This window comes from Streptomyces mabaensis (assembly GCF_053763515.1).
Genome location: NZ_JBSOPZ010000020.1, coordinates 112,648 through 129,553, shown reverse-complemented (window position 1 = coordinate 129,553; position 16,906 = coordinate 112,648). Strand labels below are relative to the sequence as shown.

Here is a 16,906-nt window from a genome sequence, read left to right as displayed (position 1 = left end):
CGAGAGACCGAAGTGGCCTGACGTCTGGGGACGTTCGTCTGTACACAACTGGGGAGCTAAGGCCGTACGCCGACACGGTGTCCCATTCGAGTGCCGCGGCGTGGGGCGGGGTGAGGCCGCAGGCGGGGTCGGTGACCATGGCGGCTGCGGCGGATATGGGGGTGGCGCCACAGGACGGCTCTAGGCAGGTCGGGCGTGGCGGGTAGAGGCGTTCTTTGGCTGGGTCAATTGCCGTGTGATGACGGAGAGACCGGTATGTCAATGGCGCAAAGGGAGCTGTTCAAGGGAAAGTTAAGAACTGATAGAAGAATTGACAGTGTCCAGGGTTGCTTTGATGTATTGGCGAATCCCTGAAGGGGCAATCTCGCATGCCGCCGACGACGCGGGAGCTGGTGTTGGCCAGTGCTTCGGCCGCTCTTCTGCTGATTTTCGACAAGTGCTGCAAGAGCGACAAGACGCAGCGGTGGACGCTGAGCAAGATCGGTAAGACCCGGCCTGTACTCGCTCAAGAACAGCAAGTCGGCAAGTACCTGGACGTGACGGTCATCAGTATGTGGCGTAGCAAGGCAACATCGGGAAGGTGAACACGCCGAAGTCGAAGCGGTACCTGGAGAAGTGGAGCGGGGCGAAGCGGGCCTGGCAAGAGTGGGGCCAGTCCTGACCGGCCGGGCTGTGTCGGGTCCTCCCAGTGATATGGGAGGAATCAGGCGCTGAAGGCGGCGACGAGGAAGACCGGGTAGAGCACGCTGAGGGAACCGGTGGCGAGGCCGATGGCGCACTGGCCTCGGTTGAGCTTGTGGGCCAGGCCGAGGATGGCGAAGGTGATGGCGAGGCTGCCGGCCAGGAGCGGGATCGCGATTCCGATGAAGCCGGCGAACACTGCGGCGATCAGGGCGACGATGCCGAGGACGAGTGAGACGGGCCCGTAGAGGGTTGCGGGACTGTCGGTGGATCCGGTGGCCATGTCGGGTTCCTTGCTGGTGGGCGTCGACGTAGTCCGACACGCAGGAAAGCGGTTCCTGCACACGCTCCATCATGGCACTTTCCAAGAGTGCCCCGGCTCTGCACCGCGCGTATGGGCGCCTGTGAGATTAACCTCACGCACGGGCGTGGGGCTGCGGGTTTTCCGGTCATGGCATTGGGCGAGGCTGTCGTGGGTGTGGCGGCGGAGATACCCAAGGAGATGGGCATTCCGTTTGCGGTCGGTGATCAGGTGGATCTTCGATCCGGTCTTGCCGCGGTCGGATTCGGTCCGGTCAGCTGCCTGCAAGGACACCCTGCGGAGACGCCGCGTCCGACCCCGAGCAGGGGGGCCGGACGAGGCCATTACTCACGCGACAGACGGCATTGGGAAGCCTGGCGGCAGTGCATCCTCCCGGCACGCGCAGCACGGATCGACACACAGTACGTTGTGGGCGAGCACGGACAACACCGCGGCCTGCAAACGCGTCTGCTGCCCCAGCTTCTCCACGATCCGCGCGGTGTGCGCCTTCACCGTCCGCTCCGCGATACCCAGCTCTCGCGCCAACTCCCGGTTACCCAACCCCGTACCCAACAGGAGAAGGACTTCCTTCTCCCGGTCCGTCAGCCTTTTCAGCCTCCCGATCCCCCGCACCGGGTCAGCCCCGATTCGCCGGTAAGCACAAGCCGTATCTGCCGCATCGGACCGCTTGGTCATGGCTGGTCCTTCCTGATCCCGCTGTTCCCAGCAGAGCCCCGTGCCCTGGTGCCGCGGTGATCCACATCCAACCTAGCTTCCCGGACTGACAGGAGCACACCAGATATGGGGGGCTTCGAGGGCAATGCACCAAGCGACAGTTTTGGCCAACTTAGCGAATCCATAAACTCGTTGCTCGCTCCACCAAACACCACAGCCGCAGGGGGAAAACCGTGCACACGTGCACAGCCGCACAACCAAGCGTCGCCTCGCCGCCTTCGTCGACCGCTCGGGGAGACTGGCAGGGTCCTTCCGAGGGCAGTATCCGAGGAAGACCTCACTAGCATCGTCCCCTTGATGCTGAAGGAGAAGTCCCCTGTCTCGCCGGGGAAGTAGCCGCACCCACGACAGCATGCTCTGCTGTTCATACCGCGCTGCTGAACAGGCGTAGAGGACCGTCGCTTCCCAAGCCCCCCCAGGCCTCACCACGCGTGGTGACCGGCGCTCTGCTGGTCCGCCGCGCAGGAATTCGCCGCATCCACGCGGTTTGCCGACGTACTGAAGGCCGCGCCCGATCTGGAGTACCTGTCCTTCTACCCGCACGCGCCGGCGTGGGAGCTCGCCCGGCTTCCGGCGAGCACGTTGCCGTCCCCAAGCGAGGTGCCGACACCTGGATGAACCGGTACCCGCGCAACGGGTGATCGGGCGGGAACGTCCCTGCCAGTCGGAGTCGGGTGGCAAGTCGCCCTGGATGTTCATCCGCCGAGGACGGGTCGGGGGCCGGCGGCCGCTCGTCGCTTCGCACCTGCCGATCACGCACAAAGGCGACCCCGGCGGAGAGCGCCCAGCACAAAGCCACCCAGGAACGGATCATCGAGACCGCCGGGCGGTGCGGCCTGGACGCCGAGGCCGAGGTCTCTTGGTCAACCGGCACAGCGTCTCAGACGCCGTCGTCACCGGACCTGGTGGCCTCAGGATCGGCTGGGAGATCCAGTACCACCACCCAGCCCCCAGCGTGCACCGGCGCTCGGTCCAACGCCGTGGAGCACGGCATGACCCCCTGTGGGTGGCGAAGCACCGGACGGTTTCCCTGATCGACCGGGCACCGTGGGCACGGGTCGACGATATGCCGTGGAAGGACATCGCCGCCGCGATTCACGAGGACTGGTTCGTGCCCGCGCTATGCCTCCCGCAGCGGAAGCCCGTCCACATCGAGGAGCTAGTCTTGCAGAGCGCGACGGGCGAAAGCGTCCCGGTCTACGTGCCTAGCCGAGGGACGGCCGCGCCGGCTGGCACATGTGGGTGTCGGCGGACGACCGCGCGCTGTGGGAGGAGATCGTCGGCGAGAAGACTCCCCTTCCCGCAGCCCCGGACGAGGACGCTGACTACGTAATAACCTTCGCCGAGCAGGAGATCGACCGCATCTGCTGAGCGGGAGAAGAGGGCTGGTTCTCAGTGATGGCCGGCCCCTTCGTGATCTCGATCAGCCGACAGGCGGCTTCACGCTGCCTCGTATGCCAGTCCAGTGCTCCCGCGGCCCGCTGCGGATCACCGCCGTAGAGCGTGTCGCCGCCTCCGCCGCACTGGGATGCCCGCCGTGGGAGTTCGGTCTGTGTGCCGACTGCGGTCAGCTGATGCGGCGCTACGGGCGGAACGCCGCCATGTACTGCAGCGTGTGCCGGTCTGTCCTCAACGGGCGATAGCCGGGAACTGCAACCACACACGTCGATGGGCCCCACCGCAAGCGGTGGGGCCCATCGACATCGTGCCCGGTGAGGCACTGGCGGAGGATACGAGATTCGAACTCGTGAGGGGTTGCCCCCAACACGCTTTCCAAGTCTGTTGGTGGTCCCAGGGGCTGCGGACTGGACCGCTCACCTGCGTTCATGGGCGTCCGGCCGTGGCAACGGCTACCAGCTTCGGTCTCGCCTGAACGGCCGCGAACTGCGCTGAATGAGACGGAAACTGAGACGGGCGGCAGGGCCGACTCGCTAGCATCCTCTGTGAGGAGGGCCCATGGCACTGGTCCGCAAGGGCACACGAGACGACGCTGTCATGGCCAGGGGCGCATGATGGAACAGCTTCAAAAGCTCGTGATTCGCTACGGCGATTGCGAACAGAAGCCAGTGCGCTTCCGCCCGGGAACATGGCACTCACGGCTGGAGCCGCACGGAGCGGCGCACGTACTCGATATCGGCGTTGGATGTGCGAACGGGCAGAGCGGTGACCGTCTCATTAGCCGGGACGACTTGGCCGACCTCCGTGACCGCGTTGGCGACGGTAACGACAGCCTGAGGGACCTGTTCGTAGCCGTCATGATCTGGGGCTCGGGCACCACGAACGGACGCGGGCCGCGGTACACCGAAGCGGCCCTGTCCGATGCCCGCATGCCCGATGTCCTCCGGACCACGCGCGAAGCGGTCCGAGACGGCGACCTTAGCGGGGCCTACCGGCAGTTCGTCCTCAACGGGGTGGGGCGGTCCTTCTTCACGAAGTGGTTCGCGGCCGTGGACGAACGCGATGCCACGTGTGACCGGGCCTTGATCCTCGACGATCGGGTCTTTCGTTCGCTGAACGCCCTCGGGTGGTCCAGTTGGAAGGCTGCCGGCACTCGCCATTGGCCGACCCGATACGCCACCTACGTCAGCTCCATGCACGGTTGGGCCGTGTCTCTGGGAGTCACGGCGGACTGGCTCGAGTGGCTCCTCTTCCATTTGAACGGTCGCGTAGACGAGCCCTGAGCCTGGGAATCGGGCTCTCCCTGGCACCCGCTGTTGACCGTGGTTTACCGACCTGTCGGGCACGCATCGGGCACGGCCGTGAGCACCGACATGAGGAGTTCGGCTGCTGCTCGCGGATGCCGTGGCAGCCATGCTGGACTCCTGTCATCCACCGTCGTTGATATCCGTTGTGGATGTCGTCCGCCGCCGGTCCGTGAACGGTCGCCGATGGACTGAGGAGACATCGATGCCCGGCTCCGGAGCCCTGCTGAAAGTCACGTAGACGGGATACTCGGGGTAGCCGACTTCCTGGTTCAGGAAGGCATCCACGTAGTGGTTTGCGAACCGGTGCATGTACTGGATGAAGAGCCCCAGCTCCTCATCCGACAGCCGCTCGTCGTGCCTTTCGTTGTGCACCTGAACCTCCCCCGTCACCGGTTGATGGGAATCTCGTAGACGATCTCGCAGAGGGCGGTGGGGACGACGATGTCCGCCGTCTCCACGGGCCGCCCTTCGTCGCTGTAGTACGTCCGCCGGATGTGAGTGACGAGAGCGGCCTTCTGGATCCCGAGCAGTGATGCCTCCTCGGCGGTCGCCTGTCGCGGCTCAGGCTGCTCGACGGCGTGGCTGACCGTGATGCCGATCTCGGCCATCCGGTTCACGACGCCAGCCCCAGCGTGGGGCCCGCCCTCGGGAAGGACGACGAGGGTCCCCCCGGTGAGGTCGTACGGCTCCCAACTCGTCGACAACTGCACTGGCTGACCGTTGGCAAGGAACTCGTAGACGGTCCGGACACACAGGTCGCCCTCGGAGACCCCGAGCCGAGCCGCGATCTCCGTGGACGCCGGAGCCTTCGCATCGGTCCGGCTCTCCCAGCCACCGTGCTTCCCCACGGCCTTCATGTCCGCGCGGAAGGGAGATCCGTCAGGCTGCTCTCGCGCCGCGGAGCGAACCATCCGTACCCGCTGCCGGGGCTCGGCCACACACGTTCCGGACCCGGCCCGCCCCTCCAGCACCCCTTGGGAGACGAGGAGCTCTTGCGCGCGACGGACGACGTTCTCGCCCACACCGCACTCCTGGGCGATCTGGGCCCGGGCGGGAAGCCGATCTCCGGGCATCCACTCGTGCTCCGCGATCCGCCGACGGAGTTCGTCGGCGATGCGCAGGTAGGGCGGCTGCTCAGGCATATGGAAAATCTAGTTGTCGACGGGATATGAGGGTGCGGCCGAATTTGCGCCAGGCTTCGGACATCGTCGTGTCTCTAATTGCTGGCGCGGGGGCGATTGAAGCCATGAATCCAGGCGAAGGAGTTCCATTGGCGGGGCCGCCTCAAAAATTATGCAGTCAGCTCATCAACGTTGCGAGCAGCTTCTGATAGCCGCCACTGCAGAATTCTTCATTTCTTGATAGGGCGCGGTAAAGTGCCGCCTTCCAGTAATTCATGCCCTTTCTTTCAGCCCCTCGAGCCAAGGCGCCGAGGATCGATCGAAGCCCCGAATCGCCCAAGGAATAATACGTTTCATCGTACAGGTCGACTTGATCCGTTAGCTCGGCCACGGCCTCCATTTGATAGAAATCGAAAAGGTCAAGTGTATCGAATTGCCTCTTGACTCTCTCGAAGGTGAGGTTGTCAATCTCATCGGTGGGGTGCAAGGAATATCTGATCGAGACGGTGTTGTCGACATCTATCTCCGCGAATAGTACTTCTGTGTCCGGGAATTCGTCGAAGTATGCGTGAAACATGAGCAACCCGTCAGCCCTGTCGCACTCGTCGCCCTTTAGTCGATTGCATCTTTCGCAAACAGGGACAAGGTTGTCGGCTAGAATTGAATATTCCGGGAAATGATTCTTTGGGAGGAAGTGATCGAGTGCGCAGACCTGGGCTCTTTCGCACAGCGGGCACCGAGAGTTGCGGGACAGCGCTGTCAGGAAGATTGAGTTCCTAAGATCTTCCAGGGGCCGCCCCCTGTCCAGAAGTGCGTAATTACCCAGAAGGGCTTTGGTGAGCGCATCGGAACCGTTGGCAAGTGACGTGAACCGGCGAATATCCCGCAGTACGTCCTCGTAGTCGCCGTAGGAGTTGATGATTCCCGCGCGCGCATCCATGAGTACCCGTCGAGAGGACGGACGTCTCCGACTCATAGCGAGGTCGAGATCGGCCAGGAGGTCTCTGTCCGGGCGGGGAAGCCGAATCATCTTCCGGGCCGATCACTACGGATGCTCGTCAGGTAAGAAATGGACTGCGCGCTCATCTCGCCGTCGAACAATTCCATGATCTCATCTAGGGGAAGACTCTCCTGCATAGACCGGAGAGTTGAGTGATAGTCAGTCGCGCTGCTGTCCAAGTTGAATACGTGACGTGTGAGCAGTCCTACATTTTCTGCGAAAGTTTCGATCTCCGGGGTGGCAACGAATGTGAGATCTCCGAATCGCTGCAGGACTCTGACGTAGCGTCTGGGGACTTCTTGGAGGAGGACTGGGGAGTGCGTCGCCATTACGGCGTAGGAGTCGAACTGATCCAGGGATACGTTGATGCTCTTGAGTAGGGCGGCCAGGAGAGGAGGGTGCAGGTGGGATTCGGGTTCGTCGATCAGAACCAATGATCCGGGCTCCAGGTGGGCCACAAGCTGCACGACAATGTTGAGCACGAGTTTGTGCCCGGTGCTGAGGGTCGAAAAGGAATCCCGCCACGAATTGTTGTCGAAATCGAAGGTGTCTGAGAGCTCGACCCGTTTGAACGAGGGCTCTCGGCTCAGGGGAGAGAGGGCTGCCACCAGTCTCTGCCTACGCTCGGGCGTGCTGGCCCTGACGAGGGCAGACATGATGTCAGTCTGGATCTCCTCGGCGCCCTTGAGCGACCCGGTGCGGGGCGCGTCCGAACCAATCCTGCGGTCGTATCTCCGAAGGCCGCAGTAGGTATATCCGGAGACCTCTCCGCTGGATTCCAGCCGATCCTCTTCCTGTCGGTTCTTCCCAGGCAGGTCGAACGTGTCAAAAGCGCTGTAAGAGATGGCTATGACCGAGGAGAATCGTGGCGCACCGACCCTTTCGGGGAATTCTCCATACCGCTGGACGAAGCTCTCGTCGGCTCGGTCGGTGTGGTCTGCATGCGCAGTGTTGGCCAGGTTGGCTAGGAGCTGTGTTTTTCCGCATCCGTTGTAACCCACGACGACATTGATGCGGCCAGGTAGGGGGTGGCGGTCCGCGAAACCAAAGCGAATGGAGAAGGATTCCCCTCCCACACTCGTTCTGAACGTGAAAGCGAGCGCGCTGTCCCGCGGGGCTGTCGCTCCTCCGAACAGGGCTGTGGCGTCTCTCAGCGCGAGTTCGGCATTCCCGTAGCGCAGAAGTGAGGCGGCCATCGCCGGCTCGTTGGCGAACGTTTCTCTGAGCGAGGGGTCGAAGGCGATGTCGCGGAGCCCGGACAGAATACTGTCGCGCAATTCACTGGGAAGTCCGTGCAGCGCTTCGTAGTAGGAAAATGCCTGCCCGAGTGAGCAGTAACTGTCATCGAGCTGGACGAAATTGCCGGGGATCTCCGTGGCGCCGCCGCGCTGTCCTCTTTTGATGATTTTGACGGATCCCAGGTCGATTGACGCCTCTGTTCGAGATGGATAGAGATAGGCGTCGAACATAGTTTCGAATCCGAAATCATTCCAGAGGTCACGCCGGAGAACGAGTGCCGGAAGACTGGACGGCACGGTGAAGCCCGCGTTGCGAGGCACTACAAGAAAATGCATCAGCGTACTCCAGTCGTGTGTTCCCTGCGCCCGGCCATGGATCTGGGGCTTCTTTGAGTGGCGCCGGCAGTGCATCTCGGGCAGAACCGGTAAGAGCGAACAGCTAGGTACGCGAGCCCGGTGGAGCCGGCGGCAGCGGGTAGGGGAACAGAAAGGTGGCCCTGCCCGCTGCTCGGCCGGTCAGTCAAAGAGACTCTGTAGTCTCGACTCGATCCAGCCGGGCCGTCGAAGCAGCTCGAATGTATCGACCGCGACGACTGCGCGCTGTGGCGGTTCGCTGCCCAGCACCGGGTTCTCGAAGGACTCGAACACCTCAAAGTCCTCCGCCTCCAGCGATGCCAGCGCTCCGGCCACACGCTTCGAGCGGACGGGACCGGTCCAGGACTCGAGAGGATGGGTGATGAGGACAGCGAGATCCTCGTGCTGAGTGTCTTTCAGGACTGGCAAGCCATGGGAGAAATCGGCCTTCCAATGCGAGAAGCTTCTGGCGAACTGCTCGGCGCGCTGGAACGCATAGACCTCCTCGGCGGCGAAGTCCAGGTTCTCCCCGTCGAGCAGTTCGACCATCTGCATGGCAAGGCGCCAATCGAGCAGCGGGTGATAGGCGCTGTTGCTGTAGTCCCGCAGGCAGTCGTAGCAGGACGAGTCGCACGGCGCGGCCACCAAGCTGCCAGAGCGGTGGCGGGTGAGATCGGCCGCGACCTCACGCGCGGCGAGCAGGAATTCGGCAGGGCGCTTCCCCAGCCAGGTCGAATATCCGGCACCGTTCTCCAGTGTGTCCGAGAGGAAGACTTGTGCCTGGACACTGCCCTCCTCTTCTCCCCGCACGGGGTACAAACCCGCCGAGAGCTCTCGTCCGTCGATGTCCAGTAGTCTGACGGCAGCGAGCTTGAAAACCGTACCGAGCGAGAGCCAAGCGGCCCGTGCGGCCATGCGTCTCGGGTCGAGAGCCAGATCGGCGGGTTGATCGCGGAGGCCGACCAGGAGAACGTCGGTCAATTTTGACGAGGCCAGTGCCAGCTTCTCCTCGTTGCTGACTGAAGGCTTGGCGGGCAGGCCCAGATCTCTCGCTCGGTCGGCATCGGCCAGGAGTTTCGTGTCCAGGAGACCGTCGTGTCCCCTGACCTTGCCGAACTGGTATCCCTCACCGGTTCCCGCGTTGACCACCACGATGCGTCCCTCGCCGCTCCTGAATTCAGCTGCCTTAGTCCAGCGTGGAACTAGTGCTGATGTGGTGTCGAGGGTGAGGCGCGCGGAGAACGCGCGTGGTGTGAACTCGAAGGTGCCGTCGTAGTCCTGAGCCTGGTAGCTGGTGCGAAATCCGAGCGGCTGACACGATGGGAGCACCCGGTAGTCGCCAGTGTCTCCCGTGGTGGCCTCACACACCGGACACGCATGCTCGGATTCGCCGAGGTTGACGGAGAGGCACTTTGCGCAGATGCCCACCGTGAGACGATCACCGTCCGGGGCCTTGCCGGGTAGCCACTGTCCGCCGGCGGGCTCGTACGTCACGAGGCCGACCGCCGTGTGCAACGCCTTGTCCTTGACTACTTCGCCGCCAGGTGCCCATTCCGAGATGGCGATGTCGATGTCCCGGTCGATGACATCAGTGAGTTCCGGTCCGTGAGGCTTCTGATGGTGCAGGTTGCGGACCCGGGTGGGGAACCCGAACATGGGGAGCACCCCGTGCTCCGCGAGCGACTGACTGAGCGGACCAGCGTCCGGCGCGTTCGCCGCCACCTCCTCGATCTCGGCATAGAGGGCGGAAGTGGCCCAGGAAACCAGACTATCCACTGAGGGCGCGTCGAGAGACGCCCCTTGCGCGAGAACCTGGCCCGCGTGTCTCTTCGCGGCGTCGTTTCCGACCAGCCAGGTACGGATACCATCCCGAACCTGCGACCACCCACTGACTGTGCCGAAGGGCCCGTGGACATTGCGTCCCGGATCCCAGTCGGGCGTTCCCTCGACTGACCGGAAGGCGAGAGTCAGCAGGCTTGCGGCGTAGCAGCGGCGCAGGATCTCCAGGCGATCGAGATCCACGTATGGGCTCGGCGAGGGGTCGCCGGTGATGCGATCGGGGTGTTGGAAGTAGTGATCGTCATGAGTCCTGGTTCCACGGCAGAGGGTCAGGGCGATGGACAGGTGGTCGAGCCGCCGGCCGGCCCGGCCCACACGCTGCTGGTAGTTAAAGCGCTGTGGTGGCATGTTCGCCATGACCACCGCGCGGAGCGCGCCGATGTCGACGCCGGCCTCCATCGTGGTGGTGACACTGAGCAAGTCGACCTCATCGACCAGTTCGATGTCCTTTCCGCTCAGGAAGACCGACTGGAAGAGGGCTTGCCGGGCCTGCGCGTCGTCGTCGTCGGTCTGGCCCGTCAGCTCTTCGCAGTGGAGCCTGAAGGGGAGCCCAGCTTCGCGGGCCAGGAAGGTGTAGTAGTCCCCCAGAGTGACGGAACCCGGGTCGAGGGGTTCGGCGACGAGATGTGAGCTGCGGCAGAAGGCACAAACGCCCGCGGAGCCTTGCAGGTGCCTTCTGGTGCAGCGTTCGCAGCGCCATTGTGTCCCGCCAGCCAGGACGATCCTGATCTTCTGCCCCTCGATCCGGGGCTCCGCGTCGCTCAGACCCAGGGCATTCTTGACCTCCTGAACCAGTGCGTCCGGGAAGACATGATGACGCTGTGCGACGGCGGTGATGTATTTCCTCGCCGCCGTGTGCAGATTCGCCGGTGGCTCAGGCCTCTGCTCCTGGAACTGGCGGCGCACACCCAACAGCCTCAGGGCGGACAGGCATACCTCGCGGAACACCTCGGCATCCAGCAAACGACTCTTGAAGGTGAGGTCCTGTACGGCATGGCCGATGCCGAGCGACTCCAGGTCGCGGCCGCCCCCCGCGAAGACCGCCTGCTGGACCTGGGCCTGCACTGTCCGGTGGATTTCGGAGCTGAGAACGCGGAGATCGTTGGTGAGGCCACCATCGGGCCGCGGGATCGGGCCGCCAGGGGGCCAGTCGTAGAGTTTGGTCCAGCTCCGTGACTCGGTGCTTTCGCTCAGCGAATGAGCGGGTCCACCGGGATGCACCCCGTATGCGACCGCTTGCGCGCTGACTCCGTTGCCGAGTTCGACAAGCGTCGGGCCCCTGTTCTTGGCCCGGTAGTCCGTCAGTACGCGTTTGTGCTCGGGAGTGAGGCTGTTATGGGCCATGGCGACCACCGCTGGAACCAGATCGGGTGAACCTGTTGTAGCGAGCTGGGCCAGTGCCGCCTGGCCTTCCGGGTTCCCGTTGATGAACTCTGCGGCCAGGGCCACAAGATCCTTCGGATGGTCGAGGGTGGCGATCACGAGCTGTCTGACCATGTCTTGATAGTGCGATCGTTCCAGGCCCGCCGAGATGCGGGCCGCGTCCTGTCGGCTGTCTGAGAAGACGACGATCTTCGTCTGCAGCTGCCTCTTGAGGGCATCGGTCAGTACCTGGTTGGACTTCTCAAAACCTGTACCCATGGTGCGGATGGGAGACCTAGACCGCGACGGGTCCTCGAACTGGCGGACATTCTTGAAGATCTCCTTGTCCTCCCCGCAACAGGGGCAGACCGTGGGAAAGGCGCGAACCTTCCCGAGGTGGCCGTGCGGCTGGCTCTGTGCCACCAGCAGGTATCCGTTGTTCTTCTCGTCTGGGCGGCTGCTGCCAACCTTGCCGCTTGCGGGATCCAGCATGGCCGGAACAAACGTGAACGTGTATTCCGGCCGATTCCTCGCCCCCGGTCGGCCACCTTTGTGTTTGTGCGGCGATACGTCGAGATCAGAGCGTTCTCCCACGGTGGGCAGGAAGACGCTGTACACATCGGCGGTGCGATCGAAGCGCGCTTTGTCCGGGAGGGATTCGAGATCGGTAGCGGTGGAGACCAGATAGCGCCTGGTGGGGTCATGGCCTATAACCGGAGAATTGAATCCGCCGAGGAAGACCTCTCCGCACGTGTCGCAATACAGCAACTCCAGGACACGCCCACCGCATTCACAGGCGTACCTGGGCCGACTGTAGAGCTTTCCGACCAGCCGGTCGGTCGGCGACTCTACGGTGCGCGGCCGGACCTCCGAGCAGTTGCGATCCGCGCAAGCCCACATGCCGGTGACGTTTCGGAAGAACAGGTGAAGCCGGAATCGTGAGCCGGCGTCTGCCTCCCCGTCGAGGCGTGAAATTAGTGCGTCGGTGGCGTCCAGCGCTTCATCGGGTGCGAGGCCGGGAAAGAGCCTGGCGGCCACCTCAGGCAGCGGTTTCGCCCGGAGGGAATCGTCCTCGTCGCTCGCTCTGAATGCGGCCTGGAGTGCCTCATACCGGTCAGGAATCGGTGGCAGGGGTTCCGCTCCTTGACCGACGGTGTCCGCCCAGGGCATGAGATCCGTCCGGCCCTTGTTTTGAACGCGTTCACCGGCCAGCACTGAGAAGCGGTCGACCGACCGCCCGAAGAAGTCGCTCAGAAACTTCCGGTCTACTGGGTTCTCCGGGTCCATGGAGGCGGAGGTGGCGATCACGGACAGCTGGTCGGAGTCGGTGGACAGCCCGAGCCGGTCGATGAGCTTGCGCAGGAGGTAGGAGACCTCGGTGCCCTGAGTCCCCCTGTACATGTGGAGTTCGTCCACGACCAGGCTGAATACGTTGTCTTTGGAACTGTTCAGCCAGTTGCGGGTCCGATCGAAGATGGGATCCTCGTCTCGGCGCATGAGCATGATGTTGAGCATGCTGTAGTTGGTGATGAGGATGTCCGGCGGAGCGACCTGCATGTCCCAGCGAGAACGCATCTCGGCCCCGAAGGGGCGCTGGAGGAAGTAGCGGGCTTCCTCATCCTTCACCTTGCCGTCCGCGATGCGCTGTTCTAGCTGGTGGCTTCGGTCCTCCATCGAGGCCAGAGTCCTGCGCAATTCCTTCATTTTGGATGAGTTCGGCTTGGAGGCTAGTTCCAGCGGGCCGGCGACCGGGGTGCGGCCGGTGTAGCGTCCGAAGTGGAAGCGGTTGCCGCCACGGTGCCTGTCGAACCAGCCGCGTACGTCCGGTGCGTCCAGGCTGCGTCGCAACCTGATCAGCTGGTCCTCTACCAGCGCGTTCATCGGATAGAGGAACATGGCTCGCATGGCCGCGGGCCGACTGCTGTCGTGGCGTTGGGCCTGCCAGTCCCGTGATGTGCGCCACCAGGGCCGCTGCGCATCCTGGGGCCCCGCCGCTGCCCACCTACGTGATTCAGCAGTCAGTCTGGCTAGCACCGGGACGAGGAAGGCTTCGGTCTTTCCGGAACCGGTTCCGGACGTCACTACGATGTCCCGGCCCTGTCCGTTTGATCTCAGCGCGTCCGCCTGGTGGGTGTAGAGCTTGGAGATTCCCTGGAGCAGACCGGCTCCCAGAAGTCCGGCGAACTCCGGAAGCCCTATCTCCGCCGTCAGCTCTTCCAGGGTCTGGGTTGTCTGCACGTATTGGGGCAACAGCTCCAGGTACGGCTCCTGGAAGAGGACCCCGGGAGTGCGGAGCAGTGTTCTGAGTTCCTCGCCCACCGATGAGTCGCGAAGGGAGTAGGCGGTGTCGTAGTACCGCTGGAAGTACTCGGCGAGTTGGCCGTGGACGGCTGACGGAGAGATGCCAGACATGAAGGTCCTCACGGGGTCCGGATTCAGGGGACGAGTTGAAGCTTCTGGTATAGCGATTCGGCTACTTGTCTGGCGAATGGCTCGTCAATGTTCACGTATTTGACGTAGCCCTTATGTTCAAGAATCGGCTGTCGGTCAGACCCTGTCTGCGGGTTGAGCGTGGTGAGTTGTGGCAGCAGCCCGCTGCGCAGTATGGCGGCGCGGGCGTGGAGATGCGGTAGCTGCATGCGTTTCGGGGCATAGAGTTCCCGCCTCAGGGCGTTGTACCGCAGCACCCAGCGTTCTGCGCGCGCAAGTTCGGCGTACATCACCGTGCGCTTGTCGGCGATGAAGCCGCTCATGCCGATCCAGTAGATATAGCGGTGGGTGTTGTAGCGCTGATATCGGTAGGCGCCGTGGAGAGGCGGCTCGCCGTGGCCTTCGACATCTGTCCAGATGTCACTTCCTCCCTCGGACATCCTCTGCGGCTCGATGCCGCCAGGCCCCCGCTGTACGCCTTGCTCACTGAGCATTTCCTGGAAGCGGGGCAGGCGCAGGGCGAGTTGATCGGCGGCGCGGTCCTCGAAGGCGATACCGAGTGCCTCGCAGAGAGCGCGACAGTCCTCAGGATCCGCCATTGTCACCATTCGCGCCGACGGGCCGTCGGCCTGCCGAAGCGGCGGAATCGGCACCACGGACTGCGCGAGGGTGGCGACGTTGGCGTTGGGGTCCTCATGTAGCCGTTCCAGTCGCTGCATGAGCCAGAGCGGCCTTTGTCCCACCAGGAGCGCGTGCCCTCCGGAATTGGGCATGGTGGTGAGGACCGGTGGCGTCACACTCCAGGTCCGGGCCTCCCAGTCCACTTCGGCGTGACCGAGAACCTGCAGGTTGTACAGCGCGATGCGCCAGTCCGGCGCGGAATTTTCCTGCTTGCTCTTCTCCAGCCATGCGTACGTGTCGCGGAAGGCATCGAGGCTCCCGGCGCCGCGTTCGGAGCACCACAGGAGCAGCTCGTCGTGCACAGTTCACTTCCCTGCCGTGTAGTCGGTCCAGTCTTGTGCGCAAGCCACCGCGGTGGTGGTGATGTTTCCCGAGGTCAACCTGTGCCAGTCAGCTTGGCTGAGAAATCGCCAGCTCCCTGAAGGTGCGCCATGCGTGCCGGATTGGACGACCGGGGCTCGCCGGACCCTGGCGTTCCGGGAACTAGTCACCTGGAGCAGCCATAGAGCTTGGAACGGCAGAGCATCGAGCAGCGGTTCGATGTCGACCGCGTGGGGCACGTGGTCCATGGTGGCGATCCAGGCTGGCGCTTCGGGGACGAGCTGGGCAGCGAGGCGATTTTCCCCCAGGGCGTAGATCAGGCCGCCGAGACGGAGGAGGCTCATTGAAGGAAGCGGGTCGCGCTGGTAGCTACCGAAGAACGAGCCGGACAAATGGCCGGGCGGTAGCCAGGGGGCGCGCGCCGACGGACTTGCCGCGTTCTGGATTTTGCTGGGGATGGTGGCCAGCTTGTCGCTCCTTGGAGGGAGCGCTAGCAGTGGCAGGGCAACGCTCTCCCGGTACCGCTCGACCAGGGTGAAGGTGAGTTTGCGATTCCCGACCTCGATCTGGTGCTCGCCAACGGAGTGCACCAGATCCGCCAGCCGGATCGTGATCGTGTCTGTTGCAGCCGGGGAAACCGGGGGCAAGGGCACCCCGTTGACGGTAACAGTGGGCGGATGGCTATCGGGAGTCGCCGGCAGAACCAGGTCGGGCGCGTACCCGAGGAGGAAGGTCTGCCTGCCGCCATCAATGCGGAGGCCGCCGGACAGGCGGGCCAACTGCTGGTGCAGCGGGGCCAGCGGGCCGACGATGCCCGAGACTCTCGCGGATCGAGTCGGTGTGTAGCCGCTGAACAACGTCCAGCCGGGCGGCACTTGAACCCTGCGGGGTCGGCGGACAGTGTCTGATCCACAGGCGAGCATCACCGCCTCGGCCTGCGCTGCGCTGGAATTCTTCACCAGTACCCGATGCGGCACCCCGATTTCCGCTGTATTGACGGACGTCCACTTCCCGACCAGGTCGTTGGCCTGGAGGACGTAGAGGTCGCGGGCGGGGAGGGTCAGCGTGGCAGCGTCGGAGGCCAGTTCGAGAGCCGATCCCGGATTGAGCTTCTGGTCCGGAGGTGCGAGAGGCAACCATTCCGCGCCCGAGGGAACCCTGATGACGTCGCCGCTCAGATTGAGCGATTCGAGACGGAGGTGGGAGGGGATGCGGGCTGCGATGCCGTACGGGAAACCGCCGGCGTCGGTCGTGAGAGACAAGGGCACACACGGCAGGCCAGCGGCGTTTCTCGGGAGTCCGTCGTAGTGGGTAAGTTCCTGCTGCAGGATGCTCGCCAGGATCGGTCGCAACTCTGTGGATGCCAGAGCGCGCTGGATTCGCGGGCTGGGGCGATTGAGCCGTACCCACTCCTGGAACCGGGCGAGGAGTTCCGCTTCGGGGACGGAGTCTCCCGGCTGCGCTCCGATTGCTGACAGGAACAATCCGACTTGCACGCGGTCGGATCCGACCAGAACGGCTTGGGACAGGGACCAGCCGATGTTGACCTGGGTCGGATGGGGGATAGCGGAGGGGAGGCCGCGGCGGCCCCCCTCATGTTCGGTCAGCCACCATTTCAGGTGACCCCACAGGGTGGGGACGATCACGTCGTAGCCATCCGGCATGCCGGAGCCCTCGTACAGGCCGAGGAGTTCGCGGAGCGGGCCGTAGTAGGAGAACCTGCCGCCCACGGTGCCCCCGGAGCGGTTCATCCGGGCGGCGGCGAGCACGGTCGACGCGAGCACGGCGATGAACGGCGGAGTACCGACAGCCCCGTTCCGTCGCCACTGGCGAGCGCGGGAAGCAATGCCTTCGAAGGGGCCGCGGCCGAAGACTACGCTTCTGATGGCGGCCCGGAAGTCGTCAGCGGCAGCCGGGAGAGCTACGGCGACCTTGGTTCGACTGGTCAGCAGGTCGGCCAACAAGGCATCATCCACTGACAGGTACACAGGGGTTGCCGCTTCGCGGGTGGCGAAGAAGTGCTCCGCGAGCGTCCTGTTCCAACCGTCATAGTCCATGGGCAACCCCCTAATTGCGTAGGAAGAAGTTAGCCCATCGGTGGGACATTGGTCGCTTTTCGAACGTGTGTTGGATGCTGC

Annotated in this window: 12 protein-coding genes; 3 read left to right on the top strand and 9 right to left on the bottom strand. The window is 63.9% G+C overall.

What is annotated here, in order from left to right:
* Nucleotides 1-368: 368 nt before the first annotated feature.
* The gene (locus ACWV17_RS19805; protein ID WP_455360785.1) at nucleotides 369-584 is read left to right on the top strand and encodes a hypothetical protein; all 216 of its coding nucleotides are present in this window, start codon (nucleotides 369-371) and stop codon (nucleotides 582-584) included.
* Nucleotides 585-703: 119 nt separating this feature from the next.
* On the opposite strand, the gene ACWV17_RS19800 is transcribed toward ACWV17_RS19805, so the two are convergent.
* Nucleotides 704-964 (bottom strand): hypothetical protein, encoded by a 261-nt coding sequence (locus ACWV17_RS19800; RefSeq protein ID WP_455360784.1) that lies wholly within the window; start codon nucleotides 962-964, stop codon nucleotides 704-706.
* 366 nt (nucleotides 965-1,330) lie between these two features.
* Nucleotides 1,331-1,678: a LuxR C-terminal-related transcriptional regulator gene (locus ACWV17_RS19795; RefSeq protein ID WP_455360783.1), complete on the bottom strand. Its 348-nt coding sequence runs from the start codon at nucleotides 1,676-1,678 to the stop codon at nucleotides 1,331-1,333.
* 1,281 nt (nucleotides 1,679-2,959) lie between these two features.
* Here ACWV17_RS19795 and ACWV17_RS19790 point away from each other — a divergent pair.
* A complete protein-coding gene (locus ACWV17_RS19790; RefSeq protein WP_455360782.1) occupies nucleotides 2,960-3,088 on the top strand; it encodes a hypothetical protein in 129 nt (42 codons plus the stop codon).
* A gap of 638 nt (nucleotides 3,089-3,726) precedes the next feature.
* Nucleotides 3,727-4,398 (top strand): 8-oxoguanine DNA glycosylase OGG fold protein, encoded by a 672-nt coding sequence (locus ACWV17_RS19785; protein WP_455360781.1) that lies wholly within the window; start codon nucleotides 3,727-3,729, stop codon nucleotides 4,396-4,398.
* Nucleotides 4,399-4,542: 144 nt separating this feature from the next.
* Here the strand turns inward: ACWV17_RS19785 and ACWV17_RS19780 are convergent, their stop codons facing one another.
* The 7 genes from ACWV17_RS19780 to ACWV17_RS19750 all read right to left on the bottom strand — a co-directional run bounded on the left by ACWV17_RS19780 (nucleotide 4,543) and on the right by ACWV17_RS19750 (nucleotide 16,825).
* Nucleotides 4,543-4,812: a hypothetical protein gene (locus tag ACWV17_RS19780; protein ID WP_455360780.1), complete on the bottom strand. Its 270-nt coding sequence runs from the start codon at nucleotides 4,810-4,812 to the stop codon at nucleotides 4,543-4,545.
* Nucleotides 4,809-5,564 (bottom strand): GntR family transcriptional regulator, encoded by a 756-nt coding sequence (locus ACWV17_RS19775; RefSeq protein ID WP_455360779.1) that lies wholly within the window; start codon nucleotides 5,562-5,564, stop codon nucleotides 4,809-4,811. The genes ACWV17_RS19780 and ACWV17_RS19775 overlap by 4 nt, the downstream gene beginning before the upstream one ends.
* 157 nt (nucleotides 5,565-5,721) lie before the next feature.
* Nucleotides 5,722-6,483 (bottom strand): hypothetical protein, encoded by a 762-nt coding sequence (locus ACWV17_RS19770; RefSeq protein ID WP_455360778.1) that lies wholly within the window; start codon nucleotides 6,481-6,483, stop codon nucleotides 5,722-5,724.
* Between the two features lie 86 nt (nucleotides 6,484-6,569).
* Complete coding sequence (locus tag ACWV17_RS19765) at nucleotides 6,570-8,012, bottom strand: AAA family ATPase (RefSeq protein WP_455360777.1); 1,443 nt, start codon at nucleotides 8,010-8,012, stop codon at nucleotides 6,570-6,572.
* A gap of 285 nt (nucleotides 8,013-8,297) precedes the next feature.
* Nucleotides 8,298-13,748, bottom strand: a complete 5,451-nt coding sequence (locus ACWV17_RS19760; protein WP_455360776.1) for a DEAD/DEAH box helicase — start codon at nucleotides 13,746-13,748, stop codon at nucleotides 8,298-8,300.
* A 23-nt stretch (nucleotides 13,749-13,771) separates the two neighbouring features.
* Entirely contained in the window at nucleotides 13,772-14,749 is a 978-nt protein-coding gene (locus tag ACWV17_RS19755; RefSeq protein WP_455360775.1) for a hypothetical protein, read from the bottom strand.
* Nucleotides 14,750-14,752: 3 nt separating this feature from the next.
* Complete coding sequence (locus ACWV17_RS19750) at nucleotides 14,753-16,825, bottom strand: hypothetical protein (RefSeq protein WP_455360774.1); 2,073 nt, start codon at nucleotides 16,823-16,825, stop codon at nucleotides 14,753-14,755.
* Nucleotides 16,826-16,906 lie beyond the last annotated feature (81 nt).

Bases quoted from the DNA above. Each gene is read 5' to 3' on its own strand.
- ACWV17_RS19770 (WP_455360778.1), bottom strand. From the start codon at position 6,483: ATGGATGCGCGCGCGGGAATCATCAACTCCTACGGCGACTACGAGGAC.
- ACWV17_RS19760 (WP_455360776.1), bottom strand. From the start codon at position 13,748: ATGTCTGGCATCTCTCCGTCAGCCGTCCACGGCCAACTCGCCGAGTAC.
- ACWV17_RS19765 (WP_455360777.1), bottom strand. From the start codon at position 8,012: ATGTTCGACGCCTATCTCTATCCATCTCGAACAGAGGCGTCAATCGAC.
- ACWV17_RS19750 (WP_455360774.1), bottom strand. From the start codon at position 16,825: ATGGACTATGACGGTTGGAACAGGACGCTCGCGGAGCACTTCTTCGCC.
- ACWV17_RS19785 (WP_455360781.1), top strand. From the start codon at position 3,727: ATGATGGAACAGCTTCAAAAGCTCGTGATTCGCTACGGCGATTGCGAA.
- ACWV17_RS19795 (WP_455360783.1), bottom strand. From the start codon at position 1,678: ATGACCAAGCGGTCCGATGCGGCAGATACGGCTTGTGCTTACCGGCGA.
- ACWV17_RS19805 (WP_455360785.1), top strand. From the start codon at position 369: ATGCCGCCGACGACGCGGGAGCTGGTGTTGGCCAGTGCTTCGGCCGCT.
- ACWV17_RS19775 (WP_455360779.1), bottom strand. From the start codon at position 5,564: ATGCCTGAGCAGCCGCCCTACCTGCGCATCGCCGACGAACTCCGTCGG.
- ACWV17_RS19800 (WP_455360784.1), bottom strand. From the start codon at position 964: ATGGCCACCGGATCCACCGACAGTCCCGCAACCCTCTACGGGCCCGTC.